This window comes from Streptomyces sp. NBC_00019 (assembly GCF_045041015.1).
Classification (GTDB): domain Bacteria; phylum Actinomycetota; class Actinomycetes; order Streptomycetales; family Streptomycetaceae; genus Streptomyces.
In genome coordinates this window covers 8,667,213-8,684,008 of sequence record NZ_CP108302.1, presented here as the reverse complement: position 1 = coordinate 8,684,008, position 16,796 = coordinate 8,667,213, and the positions used below count along the sequence as shown (strand labels likewise).

At 70.8% G+C, this 16,796-nt stretch carries 15 protein-coding genes; 9 read left to right on the top strand and 6 right to left on the bottom strand.

What is annotated here, in order from left to right:
* Positions 1–12: 12 nt before the first annotated feature.
* From OHU89_RS40155 to OHU89_RS40140, 4 genes are read left to right on the top strand one after another with little or no spacing between them, the layout of a single operon-like run.
* Entirely contained in the window at positions 13–1,836 is a 1,824-nt protein-coding gene (locus OHU89_RS40155) for a LamG-like jellyroll fold domain-containing protein (RefSeq protein WP_405649972.1), read from the top strand.
* 20 nt (positions 1,837–1,856) lie between these two features.
* Positions 1,857–3,524 (top strand): PHP domain-containing protein, encoded by a 1,668-nt coding sequence (locus OHU89_RS40150; RefSeq protein WP_405649971.1) that lies wholly within the window; start codon positions 1,857–1,859, stop codon positions 3,522–3,524.
* A complete protein-coding gene (locus tag OHU89_RS40145; RefSeq protein ID WP_405649969.1) occupies positions 3,524–4,375 on the top strand; it encodes a hypothetical protein in 852 nt (283 codons plus the stop codon). The genes OHU89_RS40150 and OHU89_RS40145 overlap by 1 nt, the downstream gene beginning before the upstream one ends.
* A gap of 23 nt (positions 4,376–4,398) precedes the next feature.
* Positions 4,399–5,229, top strand: coding sequence for a PaaX family transcriptional regulator C-terminal domain-containing protein (locus tag OHU89_RS40140; protein WP_405649967.1), 831 nt, complete (start codon positions 4,399–4,401; stop codon positions 5,227–5,229).
* Here OHU89_RS40140 and OHU89_RS40135 read toward each other — a convergent pair.
* From OHU89_RS40135 to OHU89_RS40120, 4 genes are read right to left on the bottom strand one after another with little or no spacing between them, the layout of a single operon-like run.
* Positions 5,220–5,675, bottom strand: coding sequence for a MaoC family dehydratase (locus tag OHU89_RS40135; RefSeq protein WP_046256236.1), 456 nt, complete (start codon positions 5,673–5,675; stop codon positions 5,220–5,222). The two genes, OHU89_RS40140 and OHU89_RS40135, sit on opposite strands and share 10 nt — an antisense overlap.
* Positions 5,672–7,186 carry an acyl-CoA synthetase gene (locus OHU89_RS40130; RefSeq protein WP_405649964.1) on the bottom strand — a complete coding sequence of 505 codons (1,515 nt, stop codon included), beginning with the start codon at positions 7,184–7,186 and terminating at the stop codon, positions 5,672–5,674. Before OHU89_RS40130 ends, OHU89_RS40135 begins: the two co-directional genes overlap by 4 nt.
* 10 nt (positions 7,187–7,196) lie before the next feature.
* Entirely contained in the window at positions 7,197–8,072 is an 876-nt protein-coding gene (locus OHU89_RS40125; RefSeq protein WP_266592593.1) for an amidohydrolase family protein, read from the bottom strand.
* A 29-nt stretch (positions 8,073–8,101) separates the two neighbouring features.
* Positions 8,102–9,019, bottom strand: a complete 918-nt coding sequence (locus tag OHU89_RS40120) for an SDR family NAD(P)-dependent oxidoreductase (RefSeq protein ID WP_405649962.1) — start codon at positions 9,017–9,019, stop codon at positions 8,102–8,104.
* Between the two features lie 220 nt (positions 9,020–9,239).
* Between OHU89_RS40120 and OHU89_RS40115 the strand changes: the two genes are divergently transcribed.
* From OHU89_RS40115 to OHU89_RS40105, 3 genes are all read left to right on the top strand, one after another.
* Positions 9,240–9,665 (top strand): MarR family winged helix-turn-helix transcriptional regulator, encoded by a 426-nt coding sequence (locus tag OHU89_RS40115; protein ID WP_405654861.1) that lies wholly within the window; start codon positions 9,240–9,242, stop codon positions 9,663–9,665.
* Positions 9,666–9,754: 89 nt separating this feature from the next.
* Entirely contained in the window at positions 9,755–11,128 is a 1,374-nt protein-coding gene (locus OHU89_RS40110) for an alpha/beta hydrolase family protein (RefSeq protein ID WP_405649960.1), read from the top strand.
* The gene (locus OHU89_RS40105; RefSeq protein WP_405649958.1) at positions 11,125–11,886 is read left to right on the top strand and encodes an IclR family transcriptional regulator; all 762 of its coding nucleotides are present in this window, start codon (positions 11,125–11,127) and stop codon (positions 11,884–11,886) included. Before OHU89_RS40110 ends, OHU89_RS40105 begins: the two co-directional genes overlap by 4 nt.
* A 37-nt stretch (positions 11,887–11,923) precedes the next feature.
* Here the strand turns inward: OHU89_RS40105 and OHU89_RS40100 are convergent, their stop codons facing one another.
* Entirely contained in the window at positions 11,924–14,152 is a 2,229-nt protein-coding gene (locus OHU89_RS40100; RefSeq protein WP_405649956.1) for a hypothetical protein, read from the bottom strand.
* Positions 14,153–14,461: 309 nt separating this feature from the next.
* Between OHU89_RS40100 and OHU89_RS40095 the strand changes: the two genes are divergently transcribed.
* Together OHU89_RS40095 and OHU89_RS40090 are read left to right on the top strand one after the other, a co-directional pair.
* Complete coding sequence (locus OHU89_RS40095) at positions 14,462–15,643, top strand: sensor histidine kinase (protein ID WP_405649954.1); 1,182 nt, start codon at positions 14,462–14,464, stop codon at positions 15,641–15,643.
* Positions 15,640–16,308 (top strand): response regulator, encoded by a 669-nt coding sequence (locus OHU89_RS40090; RefSeq protein ID WP_405649952.1) that lies wholly within the window; start codon positions 15,640–15,642, stop codon positions 16,306–16,308. Before OHU89_RS40095 ends, OHU89_RS40090 begins: the two co-directional genes overlap by 4 nt.
* On the opposite strand, the gene OHU89_RS40085 is transcribed toward OHU89_RS40090, so the two are convergent.
* Entirely contained in the window at positions 16,305–16,715 is a 411-nt protein-coding gene (locus tag OHU89_RS40085; RefSeq protein ID WP_405649950.1) for a VOC family protein, read from the bottom strand. The two genes, OHU89_RS40090 and OHU89_RS40085, sit on opposite strands and share 4 nt — an antisense overlap.
* Between the last annotated feature and the right edge of the window lie 81 nt (positions 16,716–16,796).

The following is a 16,796-nucleotide window of genomic DNA, read 5'->3' as shown; positions in this document are numbered from 1 at the left end:
TACGGAGCACACGTGTGCACTTCGCATGAGCACGGGTCCGACCATGCCCAGGCGGGCGCCGGACGCCGTAGTTTCCTCCGGGCGACCGCGCTGCTCGGCGCCGCCGCCACGGCCGGCGTCGCCCTGCCGGGCGTGGCCGAGGCCGCCACGCAGAGCCGTTGGCGGCCCGACACCGACAGTCGGCGCTTCACCCTCGCGGTGATGCCCGACACGCAGTACCTCTTCGACGGGCCGAGCATCGACAAGGCGCCTGTCGAGGCGTCCCTGCGCCATCTCCTGGAGCACGGCAAGGACGAGAACCTCGTCTTCCTGTCCCACCTGGGCGACCTCACGCAGAACGGTGCGGCGGCCGAAGTCGCCGCGATCAGCGAGGCGTTCAAGCTGCTGGACCGGCGCGGTGTCGGCTACAGCGTCCTGGCCGGCAATCACGACGTGAAGTCGTCGACGGACGACCAGCGCGGCTCGACGCCGTACCTGGACGCCTTCGGGCCGGACCGGTTCAAGGGCAAGCCGACCTACGGCGGCGCCTCTTCCGACGGCTACAACACCTTCCACCTGTTCACGGCCGCGGGCCGCGAGTGGATGGTCCTGGCGCTGGACTGGCGGCTGTCGACGAAGGGGTACGCGTGGGCGAAGGACGTCCTCGCCCAGCACCCGAGGACACCCGTCGTCCTCACCACCCACGAGCTGGTCGTCGAGGACGACACCCTGTCGGACTACGGTCAGCAACTGTGGGACCAGCTGATCGAGGACCACGACCAGATCTTCCTCACCCTCAACGGCCACTACTGGCCCGCCGGCCGCGCAACCCGCAAGAACGCGGCAGGACATGACGTCCACCTCCATCTCACGAACTACCAGAACCGCTACTTCGGCGGCGCGGCGATGATCCGCCTCTACCGTTTCGACCTCGACCGGAACGTCATCGACGTCGAGACGGTCTCGCCGTGGATCCTGGGCCGGGCGGGGAAGGGCCTCAACGAGCTGGAGCGGCAGGAGAGCGAACTCAGCGGTGACGCCGACCGGTTCACGGTCGAGGTCGACTTCGCCGAGCGGTTCTCCGGATTCGATCCGGTGCCCGCGCGGGCGGAGCGTCCGGTGTCACGGCTGCTGATACCGGGCACGGTGGCCTACTGGCGCTTCGACTCGGCGGCGAAGGACACCGTCCGCGACCTGTCCGGCCGCGGCAACGACCTCTGCCTGGTCACCGTCGGCGGCGGCACGCTGGGCTGGTCCGCCGACCACCACCCCGATCAACCCGGGCACGGCAGCCTGGAGTTCCAGGGCTACAAGTCCCCGCTGAAGGGCGCGTATCTGCGCACGGTCGACGGCGCCCCGCTCAACTCGGCGACGTTCAAGGCCGGTTACACCATCGAGGCCTTCTACCGTCTGCCCGCCGACTGGGACCCCTCCCATCACGCCTGGTCCGGCATCGTCAGCCGCACCGGCACGGGCGGCGCCGCCGGCAAGACGGGCGACGACCCCGACGAGCCGCTGGCCACGCTGTCGCTGTCCAACGACCGCGAGCCGCAATGGGCGATGCGCCCCCTCAACCAGCAGGGCATCGCCACCAACTGGGGCCAGGAGACCCCGCTGGAGACCTGGTGGCACCTCGCGGTCGTCAACGACGGCAGGCACACCACGCTCTACGTCGAGGGCTGCCCCGTGGTCCGCAATCCGAGGGCCACCTCGATCGGCATCGCCTCCGTCGGACTCCCCTGGCTGCTGGGCGGTTACGAGTACGGCGGGAAGATCGACCAGATCCTGCGCGGACGCCTCGGTGACGTCCGCGTCGTCGAACGGGCGCTGCCCGTCACCTCCTTCATGACGCACTGACCCCCTTCTCGAGGATCACCATGACCGAGCAGCAACTGCCCGACTGGGCCGACCCCTCCGTCTCGCCCGCCGCACTCGATCCGCAAGGGCTGTCCAGGCGCGGACTCCTGCGCCGCGCGGGCCTGTTCGGCGCCGCCTTCACTCTCGGCTCGGCCGCCGTGCCCGCCGCCGCCTCCCCGCAGCGCCTTGGCGGCGACGACCCGAGGCTGGCGTATCTGGTGGGCGACCACCACGTCCACTCCGTCTACAGCCACGACGCCAAGTACACGTTCTCCCAGCAGGCCAAGGCGGCCGCCCAGTACGGCCTGGACTGGATGGTGTTCAACGAGCACTCCAACTTCGGACATGCCTACTACGGTGCGAAGCTGGAGCACGAGGAGATCCTCGAGGCCCGTGCGGAGAACCCGCGTCAGCTGATCTTCCAGGGTCTTGAGTGGTACATCCCGGCGGCCGAGCACTGCACGGTGTTCGCGGCACCCGGCCCCCACGAGGTGGACCTGCTCACGCAGTTCGAGCTCGCCTACGACGGCAAGCTCCTCAACTACACCGAGGGCTCCGCCGGCGCCACCGACACCGCCCGCAACGAGGCGCATGCCGTCAAGGCGATCAAGTGGCTGGCCGAGCAGCGCCGTTCGGGCTATGTCGACGACGTCCTCGTCCTCGCCAACCACCCGCTGCGGCTCGGTATCGACTCCCCGCACGAGATGCGCAACTGGCGGGACGCGGCCCCCGAGATCATGATCGGCATGGAGGGCGCACCGGGCGCGCAGGGCGCGGCCATCCCCGGCTGGCGCGGCGCGACCTCGATCCGCGGCGAGTACGAGAACAAGCCGACCGCCCAGTCCTGGTCCGGCTATCCGGCGGACGCCTACCTCACCTACGGCGGCTTCGACTGGGCGACGGCGACCGTCGGCGGGCTGTGGGACGCGCTGCTGGCCGAGGGCAGACTGTTCTCGATCACCACCAACTCCGACAACCACCGGACCGTCTTCGACACCTGGAAGAACGGCGACTGGCCGACCGGCCGGAACTTCGACAACACCGGCAGGCTCCCCGACCCGGTGAACACCGACACCCCGCAGCCCGGCAGCGACTTCTGGCCCGGCCAGTTCAGCCGCACCCACGTCGGCGTCACCCGCTACGGCTACCGCGCCGTCATGGCGGGCCTGCGCGCGGGCCGCGTCTGGCTGGACCACGGACATCTGCTCGACGGGCTCGACGTACGGGTCAAGCGGGACTGCGACGCCGGGCGGGGCATCACGCTGGGCGGCCGGCTGCGCGTCCGCAAGGGCGAGCGGATCAGCCTGTACGTCACCGTCACGACCGCATCCCGGCCCAACCCGCAAGGAATCCTGCCCGAGTTGGCGCACGTGGACGTGATCCGGGGTGCGGTGCGCGGCGCTGTCACCGACCGGGACGCGTGGAGGGCGCCGGACACCAAGGTCGTACGCGCGGTGGACGTCAGCGGCCGCAAGGGGACGTACACCCTGCGCATCCCGCTCACCGCCGGGGACGAGTCCTTCTACGTCCGGCTGCGCGGCAGCGACGGCAACCGCCATGGCGCGGGGTACCTCGGTGCCTCGGTCGACCCGAACGGGCCGATCCCGCACGAGCCCGGGAACGGTGACCCGTGGGCGGATACGTGGTTCTATTCCAACCCCGTATTCGTCGACGTGGCAGGTGCCTGATGAAGCGTCATCTTCTGTCCCTGGGGTGCTTATTGGGACCGCTCGTGCTCGGCGCGGCGGGCACGGCGGCGGCGACCGGTGAACCGCGCTGGGCCGAGACCGGCACCGCCTACACGGACACACTCGGCGGCGGCCAGGGACTGGCGAGCCGCGCGAACGGCACGCTGCTGTACCGCGGGCTCGCCTCCATCCCGCTGGACCTGCGGCTCAAGGGCTGGAACCACGTCGGCGACCCGGACATCGCGCGCGGGTACACGTTCGACGCCTACCAGGGCGCGGACACGGCCACGTCGAAGATGTTCGCGGTCACCACACCGGCCGGGAAGCGCTACGAGTACGTCCACCAACTCAACCCGGGCGAGAAGCTGAACAACTCCTTCGCGACCGTCTCGCCGGACGGGCAGTGGCTGGTGTCGGGCGAGTGGGGCGACCAGAACAGACTCCAGGTCTTCCCGGCTCCCCTGCTCAACCCGGCCACCCCGCCCACCGGCGGGGCGCTGAAGGAGGCCTGGCAGATCACCCTGGACAAGCCGGTGCGCGACATCCAGGGCTGTGACTTCGTGACGGACACACGGCTGGTGTGCGCCTCGAACGACGCCACGGGGACACTGTTCCCCGAGATCCGTCCGCTGCTCCAGGTCGACCTGCCCCGCAAACTGGACGGGCAGCCCGTCACGGGAACGGTGAGGAGTCTGTTCGCGCTGCCGCAGCGCAGTGTGTGCACGGGCGCCTTCGAGACGGAAGGCGTCGACTACGACGTGCGCGGCGGCACGCTCCGCGCGGAGGTGATTCCGCCGGGCGTGTGCGCGGTGAGCACGGCGGTGTACTCGTACCGGCAGGTCACAGGCTGATCGGGGCGAGGTACGGTGGCCGCGTGACCACGGAAGAGTCGCTGCGGCCCCAGTCCCTCATGCTCACGTTCCTGGGCGACCAGGTGCTAGGGCGTGACGTGTGCGTGTACTCGGGCAGCGTCATCGACGTGTTCGCCCGCGCCGGGATCGGCGAGCAGGCGACGCGCTCGACGCTGACGCGGATGGTGAACCGCGGCCTGCTGCGCCGCCAGCGCGAGGGCCGCCGCATGTATTTCGGGCTGACCGAACACTCGGAGGCCGTGCTGCGCGACGGTGAGCGGCGCATCTGGCAGACCGGGGCCGTCAACCGGCAGTGGGACGGCACCTGGACGCTGCTCGGCTTCTCGCTCCCCGAGTCCTGGCAGCGGCAGCGCCACGACCTGCGCTCCAAGCTCACCTGGAGCGGCTTCGGCCCGCTCTTCAGCGGTCTGTGGATCGCGCCCGGCGAGGTCGACGTCGCGGAACTCGTCGCCGACCTGGGCCTCTCCGCCCATGTGAAGGTCTTCCGCGCGCACGCCGACACCGGCATGGACATCGGCGCGATGATCGACGAGACCTGGGAACTGGCCGAACTGGCCGAGCGCTACGAGCAGTTCGTACGACGCTGGCAGCCCTGGGAGACGGCCACGGCGAGCCCCGAGGAGGCACTCGCCCGACGACTGGTCCTGCAGTCGGAGTGGCTCCAGACCATCCGCCGCGATCCTCGCCTCCCGGTGAAGCATCTGCCGGACGACTGGCCGGCCGAGCAGGCGGAGAAGACGTTCCGCGCGGTGCACGAGCGGCTCACCCCGCCGGCGCGGGACGCCTCGGAACGTCTCCTCGACCTGGTGCCCGTACGCCCTGATCAGGCGTAGAAGCGGGACAGGCTCTGCAGCACTGCCGCCGGCTTGGCCCCGCCCTCGATCTCGATCGTGCCGTCGACGGTGATCTGCACCCCGCCCGCCACGTCCTCGACCTCGGCCAGCCTGCCGACCAGACGGATGCGCGAGCCGACCTTCACCGGCGAGGGGAAGCGGACCTTGTTCAGGCCGTAGTTGACCTTCGTCGTGACGCCCTGGACGTCCAGCAGCTCGGTGAAGAGCGGGATGAAGAGGGAGAGGGTCAGATAGCCGTGCGCGATGGGGGCGCCGAACGGTCCCTCGGCGGCCTTCTCGGGGTCGACGTGAATCCACTGGTGGTCACCCGTGGCGTCGGCGAACGTGTTGATGCGCTCCTGGGTGACCTCGATCCACTCGCTGGTTCCGAGGTCGCTGCCCGCCAGCTTCTTGAGTTCGTCGATGCCGTTCACGGTGATGCTCATGAGGTTCCTTCACTGTTGCCGTACCGGGTACGGACACGGGACTTGAGGAGCTTCCCGGAGGCGGTGCGCGGCAGTTCGTCCGCGATGACCACCGACTTCGGGATCTTGTACTTGGCGAGGCGGCCGGACAGGGCGGCCAGCACCTCGTCGGCGTCGAGCGAGGCACCCTCGCGGGGCACGACGACCGCGCGCGGCACCTCGCCCCACTTGTCGTCCGGCACGCCGATGACCGCGCACTCGACGATGTCGGGGTGGGAGAGGAGCAGGTCCTCGATCTCGGCGGGGTAGACGTTCTCACCGCCGGAGATGATCATGTCCTTGATGCGGTCGACGATATACACATAACCGTCTTCGTCGACCCGGGCGGCGTCCCCGCTGCGGAACCAGCCGTCCGCGAAGGAGGCGGCCGTCTCCTCGGGCAGCCCCCAGTAGCCGGGCATGACATGCGGTCCGCGGACGTGGACCTCGCCGGTCTCGCCGACGTCGGCGGGGGTGAGGTCGGGCCTGACCACCCGTACGTCGCTGAAGAAGTGCGGTACGCCCGCCGAGCCCGCCTTGCTGAGCGCGTGCTCCGCGTCCAGGAACAGCGTGCCGGGGCTCGCCTCCGTCATGCCGTAGCCCTGGAGGAAGGTGAGACCTCGCTCCTGGTAGGCGGCGATCAGCGGTGTGGACACCGGGGAGCCGCCGCAGGTCAGGATCCGCAGGGAGGAGAGGTCGGCGTCGGCCCAGCGCGGATGCCGGGCCACCTGCTCGAACATCGTCGGCACCCCGAACATGAAGGTGATCCGGTGCCGTTCGATGAGGTCGAAGGTGGCCGCCGGGTCGAAGGCCTCGACCAGGACACAGGTGCCGCCCTTGAGCAGGACCGGCAGCGTCAGCATGTTCAGCCCGGCCGTGTGGAACAACGGGGCGGAGACCAGGGCGCGTTCGTCGGCGATCAGGTCGGTGTCGACGAGGACGTTGATCGCGTTCCAGGTCAGGTTTCCGTGGGTGAGCATGGCGCCCTTGGGGCGGCCGGTCGTCCCCGAGGTGTACATGATGATGCAGGTGTCGTCCGGGGTGACCGGCTGGTCGATGGCCTCCTCGGAGGCCGATGCCAGCGCCTCCTCGTACTCGGCGCCGACCTCGACGTACATGCGCACGTCGGTGCTGCCCGGGAGCCCGGCGACCAGCCCGGCGTGCGACGGCCCGTAGACGAGGGCCTTGGCCCCGGAGTCGGCGAGCTGGTAGGCGATCTCGGGGCCCGCCAGTCGGGTGTTGAGCGGGACGAAGACCGCGCCGAGGGTGCCTGCCGCGAACAGGGTCTCCAGGTAGGAGGGGTGGTTCGGGCCGAGGTAGGCGATGCGGTCGCCGCGGCGGATGCCCCTGGCGCGCAGGGCGTGGGCCAGGCGCGTGGTCCGTGTATGCAATGTGCGGTAGTCGGTCGACTGTTCGCCGTGGACCAGAGCCGTGCGGTGCGGGGTCTTGCGGGCCCGGCGTGCGGGCCATGACCCCAGTCCCTCGTTGCGCATGCGGGGCCCCTTACGGCTTCGTCAGCCCGAGCAGACGGGCGGCGTTCTCCTTGAGGATCTTCGGCTTGACCTCGTCCTTGATCGACAGCTTCTCGAAGTCCGCGAGCCAGCGGTCGGGGGTGAGGACGGGGAAGTCGGAGCCGAAGAGGACCTTGTCCTTGAGCAGGGTGTTCGCGTACTGCACCAGCTGCGGAGGGAAGTACTTCGGCGACCAGCCGGACAGGTCGATGTGGACGCCCGGCTTGTGGGTGGCGACGGCGAGGGCCTCGTCCTGCCAGGGGAAGGACGGGTGCGCCAGGATGATCTTGAGGTGCGGGAAATCGGCCGCCACGTCGTCGACGTGGAGGGGGTTGGAGTACTTGAGCCTGATCCCGCCGCCGCCCGGGACTCCGGCGCCGATGCCCGTCTGCCCGGTGTGGAAGAGGGCGATCGTGCCCGTCTCCTCGATGACCTCGTAGAGGTCGTACGCCACCGAGCGGTCGTTGGGGAAGAAGCCCTGGATGCTGGGGTGGAACTTGAAACCCTTCACCCCGTACTCCTCGACCAGCCGGCGGGCCTGCTTGACCCCGGCCTTGCCCCGGAAGGGGTCGATGGAGGCGAAGGGGATCAGCACGTCGGAGTTGGCGGCGGCCGCCTCGGCGACCTCCTCGTTGGGGACCGGCGCGGTGCCGGTCGCGGACTCGGCGTCCACCGTGAAGATCACGGCGGCCATCTTCCGCTCGCGGTAGTAGGCGGCCGTCTCCTCAAGCGTCGGCTTCCGCTTGCCCTCGACCTTGAAGTAGGCGGAGGAGGCGTCGTGGAGGTCGTCGTCCAGGGAGGAGTGCCCCTTGGAGGAGACCTCGGCGTGGGTGTGGACGTCGATGGCGACCAGGTCGTCGACGTTCATCGAGGGAGCGGTGTTCGTCGAGGGAGTCATCACGCCTCCGGAAGCTTCGGCGCCGGGATGCCGACGGACTGGAGTTCGGCGCCGACCGACGTCGGGAAGGCATCGGCCAGCGTGTCGGGGGTCCAGCCGCCGTCGGCGTACGCCGTCTTGATCTCCTGCGGATGCGACCAGAGTGCCACCTTGTCGCCGCCGATGCCGATGGCCTGGCCGGTGATGCCCCGGGCGGCCTCGGAGGCGAGGAAGGGGACGAGGGCCGCGCAGTCCTCGGGGGTGCCGAAGCCCTCGCCCTTGCGGAGGAAGTCGGGGAGCGCCTCACCGTTCTTCATGGCCTCGATGTACGGGGCGAAGGCGGGGATGGTCTCGGTCATCGCGGTCGCGGCGACCGGCACGATCGCGTTGACGGTGATGCCGGCGCGGCCCAGTTCCATGGACCAGGTGCGGGCGAAGGCGGCGATGCCGGCCTTGGCGGCGGCGTAGTTCGTCTGTCCGAAGTTGCCGCGCTGCCCGGCCGGGGAGCCGACCAGGATCAGGGAGCCGCCCTCGCCCTGCTCGCGCATCCGGACGGCGGCGGCGCGGGCGCAGGTGAAGGTGCCCTTGAGGTGGGTGGTGATCACCGCGTCGAAGTCGTCGTCGGTCATCTTCCAGAGCACCTTGTCGCGCAGGATGCCCGCGTTGGTGACCAGGATGTCGATCCGTCCGAACTCCTCGACGGCCCTGTTCACGAGCCGCTCGGCGGCCTCGGTGGTGCCGACGGGGACGACCTCGGCGACGGCGCTGCCGCCGGCCTCGGTGATGGACTTCACGGCCGCCTCGGCCACCGCCTCGTCGATGTCGTTGACGACCACGGACGCCCCGTGGGCGGCGAGGGCGTGCGCATAGGCGAGGCCGAGGCCCCGGCCGCTGCCGGTGACGACGGCGACCTTGCCGGAGAGATCGATGCTGGGCACGGGGGAAGTCCCTTCACGAGCTGATGCGGGTGGTGCGGAGGCCGCCGTGCGGCTCCGCTGCCGAGATCGAAGCTAAGAGCAATAATTGTTGACGTCAATAGTTGTTGATGACCTACGGGTGCGTCATGCTGGAATCTGCACGACAGACCGACCCAGGGAGCCCGCCATCACCAGCCAGCACGTCACGAACCCGAACCTGATCGACGCGGACGAGCCGTGGATGCGCGGGCTGCACGCGGACGCGGGCTATCTGCTGTATCGCCTGGGGCTGCGCTCGGGGCAGCTGTTCAACGCGTTCCTGCAGGAGTCGGGGCTGCGGCTGCGCCACTACGCCGTGCTGCGCTTCCTCGCCGGTTCCGACGGCGCGCTGCAGCGCGAGCTGAGCAATCGGCTCGGCTACGACCCGAGCGCGATCGTCGGCCTGGTCGACGACCTGGAGAAGCTGGGCTTCGCCGAGCGGCGCCCCTCCCCCGACGACCGCCGCAGCCGGATCGTCGTCCTGACCGCGGACGGCCGCGCGTTCCTGCGCGACACCGACGAGGCCGGCCGGCGGGTGACGAACGAGCTCCTGGATCCGCTGGACGCCACCGAGCGGGAGGCCCTGCACGGACTGCTGCTGCGGATCACGGAGGACGGGCTCAACTGATGTTGTGCAAGTGATTGACGGCGATACGAGAGTTGCCTAACTTCACTCGCGTCCCCCACCCCCGCCCCCGCATCGGAAGGGACCCCGAGTTGAGAACCCCCACCGCTCTCGCCGTACTGACCGCGACCCTGTGCACAGCCGTCGCCGTCCCCGCCCAGGCTGCCGCCACGGACACCCACCTCGAAGGTCAACTCCCCTCGGGCGCCAAGTACTTGATGGACGTCCCCGCCGACTGGAACGGCACCGTGCTGCTCTACAGCCACGGCTACCGCCCCGCCGCGGCCCCTATCTCCGCGCAGAACGCGCCCAGTTCGGCCACCCTCACCGAGCTCCTCGACGAGGGCTACGCGCTCATCGGTTCCTCGTACGCGACGAACGGCTGGGCGATCACGGACGCCGTGCCGGACCAACTGGCCACGCTGGACCTGTTCACGGAGAAGTTCGGCAAGGCCCGGGAGACCATCGCCTGGGGCACGTCGTACGGCGGTTTCGTCACGACGACCCTCGCCGAGCGGCACGCCGACCGGTTCGACGGCTCGCTGTCGATGTGCGGTCTGGTGCAGGGCGGTGTCGCGAACTGGAACAGCACCCTGGACCCGGTGTTCGCGCTCAAGACGCTGCTCGCGCCGGACGCCGGCATCCAGCTCACCGGGTTCGCCGACCAGTCGGCGGCCGTCGGTGCCGCGAACGCGCTCTCCGCGAAGGTCACCGCCGCTCAGCGGACGCCCGAGGGCCGGGCCCGTATCGCACTGGCCGCCGCCCTGCACAACATCCCCGGCTACAACGACACCTCCCAGACCGAGCCGGCCCCCACCGACTGGAACGCCCAGCAGGCCAACCAGTACGCGGCGGTCTCCGGCCTCCTGAGCCTGCCCGCCTTCAGCTGGCGGCAGGAGGCCGAGAGCCGGGCGGGCGGCAACATGTCCTGGAACACGGGCGTCGACTACACGGCGATGCTCACCCGGTCCCCGCTGTTCAAAGAGGTGACGGAGCTCTACAAGGAGGCGGGACTCGCCCTGCGCACCGACCTCGGGACCCTCAACCGCGCACCCCGGACATCCGCCGACACCAAGGCCGTCCGGTGGATGCGGCAGACCAGCGCGCTCTCGGGCCGGCTCACCGACCCCCAGCTGAACATCCACACCACCGGCGACGCGCTGATCCCCGTCCAGGCCGAGAGCGCCTACCGACGGGCCGCCACGGCCGCGCACTCCGGCAGGCTGCTCAGCCAGGCCTACGTCGACGGGCCCGGCCACTGCACCTTCACCACGGGTGAGATGATCGGCGCCCTGCGCACGCTGGAACACCGCCTGGACACCGGCCGCTGGGACGCCTCGCCGCAGGCCCTCAACGCCCGTGCCTCGCAAGAGGATTCCACGACGGAACCCCGCTACGTGAGCTACCGCCCCACCGCCTACCCCCGCCCGTACGACCTCGCCCACCCGGGAGACGCCCGGCCATGACCGTCCGCTCCGCGCCCGACCGACTGCTGTCCGTGCTCGCCGCGTTCGACCACGAGCATCCGGCACTGAGCCTGACGGACATCAGCCGGCGGGCCGGGCTGACCCTGACCACCGCACACCGGCTCGTGGGCGCCCTCACCGAGTGGGGCGCCCTGGAGCGGGACGAGTCCGGCGTGTACCACGTCGGACTGCGGCTGTGGGAGGTCGCGGCGCTCGCCCCGCGCGGGCTCGCGCTGCGCCAGATCGCGCTGCCGTACCTGGAGGACCTGTACGAAGCCACCCACGAGAACGTGCAGTTGGCCGTGCGGGACGGCGCCGAGGTCGTCTACATCGAGTGGCTGTCTGGCCGTTCGTCGGTCGGCGTCCACATCCGGGTCGGCGCCCGCTGGCCGCTGCACGCCACCGGCGTCGGCCTCGCCCTCCTCGCGCACGAGAGCCCGGAGTTCCAGGAGCGGTACTGCGCGGGCCCGTTGACCTCCTTCACCCCGTACACCATCACCGACCCGGCACAGTTGCGCCGGGTCCTGGCCGACGTACGGCGCACGGGGGTGGCGGTGAGCGACCGCCAGGTCACCGACGACGCCCTGTCGGTGGCCGCCCCCGTACGCGGGACGGGCGGGGCGGTGGTGTCCGCGGTGTCGATCGTGGTGCCGCAGGTCGACGCACAGGTACCGGTGCTGGTGCCGGCGGTGCGGGTGGCTGCGCGGGGGATATCTCGGGCGTTGGGGTGGAGGCCGGAGGCGGGTGCGGCGGGGTGACCCTCCTGGCCGCGGAACACCGGGCGCGGCCGTGGTGTCACCGGTGGAGCCATCTGGTGTTCCTGTTGCGGCTGTTCGCCTCTTCCAGCAGGAGGGCCTGGTCGGGCATTCCCTCCTTGCGCAGGACGTCGGCCAGGGCCGCCACGTCCGAGACATGGGATCGCCGTACCACCTTCTGGACGACCCTGGCGGCCATGTCGTCCATCCGTGCACCGCACAGTACGGCCAGAACATCAGGCAGCCACCCGTTCAGCGGACGGCGTCGCACAGCGGCGGAGACGACCCACTCCGCGTCGTAGTCCCGTTGCCGGGCAACGAGTGCGATGAGAAGCTCCCCCAGTTCGTGCGGCTCCAGAGTGCGCGCCGCATCGGTCAGGACGGAAGCCCGGAAAAGGCCCGCGGCCTGCTTGAGGACCCCGTCGACGGCCACGCCGCCGCTCCAGGCGTCCGGCTCCGCCGCCGCGCGCCGGATCCGCATCGCGTCCCCGCGTGACAGTCCCGAGGCACGCAGGGCCTCCAGCACGGCGGGCAGGTCCGGTCGGTGACGGAGCCCGGAGAGCACGGACGGATCGGCGGAACGTCCACTGCGGACCAGCACGCGGTGAACCTCCACGATCCGACTCGAATCCCCGCTCCGCATGAGTGCACACAGCTCATCGGTGATGTGCGGAGCATGTCGCGCGTCTTCGAACAGTCGGGAGAGCAACTGCGCGGCGTCCTCGCGCTTGGCCAAGGCTGTTCCGAGCACCCAGAGCAGCGGATCCTGCTCCTTCGGCCGGGGCGGGCCGGGACGGGGGTCCCTGAGCGCCACGATCAGGACCAGCAACGCGGAGACGGACACGAGGACGAGGCCCTCCGCCACGGCACCTGCCAGGTGGCTCCTGAGCACATCGGCGCGAAAGACGGGCAGATCCGGCTGGAGTACGCACGTGGTGACGCGTACCAGCACCGGTAGGTCGAGACGGGGAATGGTGGCGATGAACCACGATCTCGGCTCGGTCACCGAGTGCTCGGGCCGCCCGGCGAGCGGACGCCGCCGCAGGCGGACGTCCATCAACTCCAACAGCGTCTCCTCCAGGCGGGATGGCTCATGCCCGGCGAGCAGACCGAGGAGCCGTTCCGCGTCCGCCTGCCGCCCGCTCCCCCAGTACTCCACGAGGAGCGGCACCAGGTGCTCGGCCCGCGCCGAGGAGGCGATGTGCGCGTAGAGGGTGTCCACGTCGACCTCCCCGGTGATCAGGGGGAGTTGAGCGAGGAGGTCCTCCGCGGGGTTGCTCAGGAGGTCGTCGAGTATCCGGGCTGCCTCCCCGCGGGCGCCGTGTCTGCGCAGCGCGGCAACGAGTGCGATCCGGTCCACGACAGAGCGTTCGAGAGCCCGTTCCACGAGTCTCGACGCCTCGTCGCCCCGCCCGAGGTGCAGCGCGTGAATGAGGAACGCGGCGTTCTCGAGATCCGCGTCGGCGGCCTCGGTGAGCACGCGCAGGGCGTCCAGCGGCAGGCCGTATCTGCGCAGTGCCGTGCTGAAGGCCAGGATGTCGGCGGCGCTCCGGCCGTCGCCGATCGCCCATCGCACGACCATGAGGAGACCGGCGGGGCGGGTGCGCCGGATCTTCTCCATGATGCGCAGCACGTCGTCCGCGGAGGCTGTGCCCAGCAGGTCGCGGGCGCTCTCGTCGGCCCAGTCGAGGCTTGCGATGCGCAGGGCGAGCGCCCAGTCCACCGGACCCTCCTCACCGGAGACGCCGAGAAGGGCGCCGAGCAGTGCCATCGCCGGTTTCCGTGCCCCGCTCTCCGCCATGGAGCGCAGCAGCCAGGCCGTCTCCTCCGCGGGACGCGACGCGGCGAGTGCTCCCGGAAGGGCCGCGTACAGCTCGTATGCGGCGTGGTCGGCGCCGTCCGCCAGCAGAGCGTCGGCGACCCCGACGTACATGGACAAGGGGCGCAGCGAGATCAATTCGCGCAGGATCGTCAACGCCTCGTCGCCGAGGCCGTGTCGATACAGCGTGGTCACCAGGTCGGCCGAGCGCTCCGGCCCGCTCTCCAGGAGCGCGACGCGCACCAGGCGTTGCGTCATCCACGGCCCCTGCTCGCGCAGCTTTCCCGCCACCTGCGCGACGGTGGCAGGGCCCCTGTGGAGCAGGGCTCCGAACACCGTGTCGATGACCTGCGCGGCACCCAGCTGGTCGAGGACATGCAGGCACGCGGCGGCTTCCTGCGCGAGTCGGCCCGCCACGGCGTGGCAGGCGACGGTCGTCTCCCGGCCCATTCCCACGTGATCGAGCTCGATCAGCAGCGCCGCGGTCTGTAGGACGGCGTCCGGCGCCTCACCTGGGAATTGACCGCGCCGTACACATCCGTGGCGCTCCGGAACCGCCGCGGGGGAAGACGACGGCCATGGTCTCGACCGCGTACCCAAGGCGACGCGTGGCCACGGGCGTTGGTGGCTCGCGGCGCCGCTCGCACGGGGTCGCGGACGCTGGGCCGACCGAGCGGCGGCACATATCCCTCTCACCGGCGAGGCCGGGCCCCTCACCCGTCGCGATACTGGTACGGCCCTTGCCCCGAGGAGCCGCTCATGTCCGCCCGGTCCTGGTTCACGCCGGTCGCCGTACGGCTGCGTACGACGCATCCGTACGTCGTCGACACGGCGCTCGCCGCGCTCGTGCTGTTCGCCGCCTCGCTCCAGTGGATCTTCCCCGACGAGGGGGACGACCCGCTCAGCCGGCTCGGCTGGCTGCTCGGCGCGGCCACGGCCGTTCCGCTGGTGTGGCGCAGCCGCGCCCCCTTCGTGACGGCGTGCGCGGTGTCGGTGGCCACGCCCGCCCAGGCCGTCCACCACGCCCCGCCGCCGGACGTCATGTACGGCGGTCTCGTCGTCCTCTACACGATGGCCGCCCGGGGCACGCCCCTGCAGCGGCGCTTCATGCTGGTGGGCTGGGCGATCGGCGTCTCGGTCACCATGCTCCACAAGGAGGGCGCACAGCCCTTCGAGTACGCCTTCCAGCTGCTGAGCGTCGCCTGCGCGTACGCCCTCGGGATGCTGGCCCGCGTCCAACGCGCCTACACCGCCGAACTGGAGGACCGGGCCCGGCGGTTGGAACGGGAGCGGACCGCGGACACGGCACGGGCGACGGCGCAGGAACGCGCCCGGATCGCCCGGGACATGCACGACATCCTGGCGCACGCGGTGAGTTTGATGGTGGTGCAGGCCGAGGCCGGGCCGGTCGTGGTGCGCAGTGATCCGGCGCGTGCGGAGGCCGCGTTCGAGGCGATCGCGGCGGCCGGGCGGGACGCCATGTCGCAGCTGCGGCGGATCCTCGGCGTCCTCAAGGAGGAACAGTGCAACGGGACTTCACCGCAGCCGGGCATCAAGGGACTGCCCGCACTCGTCCGGCAGGTCCGCGAATCGACGGGCCTGCGCATCGAGTTGAGGGCCGAGGGTGAGCCACGGCCGCTGCCGCCGGACACCGACATCGCGGTCTACCGCGTGACCCAGGAGGCCCTCACCAACACGGTCAAGCACGCGTACGCTTCCTCCGCGACCGTGGAACTCGACTGGACGGAGGAGGCGTTGACGCTGACGGTGACGGACGACGGGCGGGGCCCCGCGGTCCCGGGCGGTGGACACGGGCTGATCGGCATCCGGGAACGGGCCGCGGCCTGCGGCGGTGACGCGCGCACCGGGCGGGGTCCCGACGGCGGGTTCAGGGTCGTCGTACGCCTTCCGGTGGGGGACCGGCAGGCGGCGCCGGGGTGAGCATCCGGGTGGTCGTCGCGGACGACCAGGAGCTGGTCCGCAGCGGCTTCAGCATGATCCTGGAGGCGCAGGCGGACATCGAGGTGGTCGCCGAGGCCGGCGACGGGGCGGAGGCGGTCGCCGCGGTGCAGCGGCACACGCCCGACGTGCTGCTGCTCGACATCCGCATGCCCGTGATGGACGGCCTCCAGGCGGCCCGGCGGGTGTGCGCGCAGTCCGCGTGCAAGGTCGTCATGCTGACCACGTTCGACCTGGACGAGTACGTGTACGAGGCGCTGTACGCGGGCGCCAGCGGCTTCCTGCTGAAGGACGTGCGCCGCGACGACCTGGTGCACGCGGTACGGGTGGTCGCGGCCGGCGACTCGCTGCTCGCGCCCGCGGTGACCCGGCGGCTGGTCGCGGACATCGTGAAGCGGCGCCGGGAGGAGGCCGCGGCCGACGTCACCCCGCGGCGCCTGGACGTGCTGACCGCGCGCGAGGTGGAGACCCTGCGGATGCTCGCCCGCGGCCTGTCCAACGCCGAGATCGCGACGTCCCTGTTCGTCAGCGAGCACACCGTGAAGACCCATGTCAGCAATGTGCTCGGCAAGTTGGGGCTCAGGGACCGGGTGCAGGCGGTGATCTGCGCGTACGAGACCGGGCTGGTGACGCCGGGCGCGCCCTAGGCCTGGTCGCCCAGCTCGGTGAAGAGGGTGAGCTGGAGCGCGCCCGGTGCCTCCAGGCGGGAGTTGAGGGAGTTCCAGGGGGTGCGGGTCGGTTCGGCGATCACCTCGGCGCCTGCCTGTGCCAGTCTCGCCGTGGTGGCGGTGGAGTCGTCGACCTCGAAGGCGACCCGGATGGGTCCGGCCACCCGGCGCCCGACCTCGACCTCGTCGATGAACGCGGCATGGTTCGGGTCGGTGATCTCCAGCGTGGCCCGGCCGGCCTCGAGGATGGTGACCCGGCCGTCGGGCGAGGAGAACGCGGCGCGTTCGGGCAGGCCGAGGACGTCGCGGTTGAAGCGCAGGGCCTCGTCGTAGTCGTCGGCCGTGACGACGAGACGGAGTTCGCGGACGGCGGGTGCGTCGGTCATGGCGGCCCCTCGGGATCGCGGATGGTGATGTGATCAACTCCGGTACCGGTGCGGTTCATTCCTCCCTCTGGGGAGTGAGAC